Source organism: Microvirga tunisiensis (assembly GCF_009296175.1).
Taxonomy (GTDB): Bacteria; Pseudomonadota; Alphaproteobacteria; order Rhizobiales; family Beijerinckiaceae; genus Microvirga; species Microvirga tunisiensis.
In genome coordinates, this window is the sequence record NZ_VOSK01000895.1 from 1 (window position 1) to 837 (window position 837).

At 56.5% G+C, this 837-nt stretch carries 1 protein-coding gene; it reads right to left on the reverse strand.

Annotated features, from left to right (window positions below):
- Positions 1-91: 91 nt before the first annotated feature.
- Positions 92-259: a hypothetical protein gene (locus FS320_RS45730; RefSeq protein ID WP_153885419.1), complete on the reverse strand. Its 168-nt coding sequence runs from the start codon at positions 257-259 to the stop codon at positions 92-94.
- Positions 260-837 lie beyond the last annotated feature (578 nt).

The window sequence follows — 837 nt, forward strand, 5'->3', positions numbered from 1 at the left end:
TTCGTTCGGCTGCTTGTTTCCTGCCATGGCCATCTCCTCGGGAAATCACATCCTCTGAGAGAACGGTAGCCGTAGTGCTCGGTTGCCGAACCTACCCCGTCACTGCATGTCTGATCCGAGCAGCAGCTTCTTTGGGTTCGATGCCATCGGTGTACCAGTCCAAGATCGCCAGATAGAGGCCATTGCGCAGAAGTGGGTGGTGCTCAGAGGGAAGGTGCTCCTCAACCGCCGTCAGGTATTGCGAGAAGGGCTTTAGCATCGGGCCAGCCTCCACTGATGTTGATCGCTCCGAAAAAGGTCTCTTCCGGGTAGAGCATCAATGGAGCAGCATTTTGTCTTCACCTCCCTCTGCACAAACGTCAGGCTTAAACTCCTGCAACTCCACCCAATGCCACCTGACCCTCTTCTTGGGTAGGGCACTGCACGGAACCTTCCTTACTCTTCTGCGCTGATATTGATTCCGTGTTCTTCCGGCTGCGAGTTCAGCCATGCCCGACGCCCCTGAGAAGACCTTGCAGGAGTTGCGTCAGCGAATATCCACTGAGGGTCTGCCGAAACTCTCCGCAGAGGCACTGCGCTTGTACAAGCGCGAGGAGCGGCGTGGTCCCAGGCTGACACAGCCGACTGCGTCCAAGCCTCTGCTCAGCCTGTCCTCAGAAGCCCTCCGCCTGTTCCAAGAGAAAGCTGATCCCGCATGGCCATGGAGACGGCACTAACCGTTCTTATGCATGGGAAGGTTGATGAAGGCTGGCGAGTGTAGCTTAAGCACTTGAAGCAGCGTAGGATTTGGTTGTTGAGACTAATCCCTGCCACCAATTGCCCTGTGCCACACTCGCC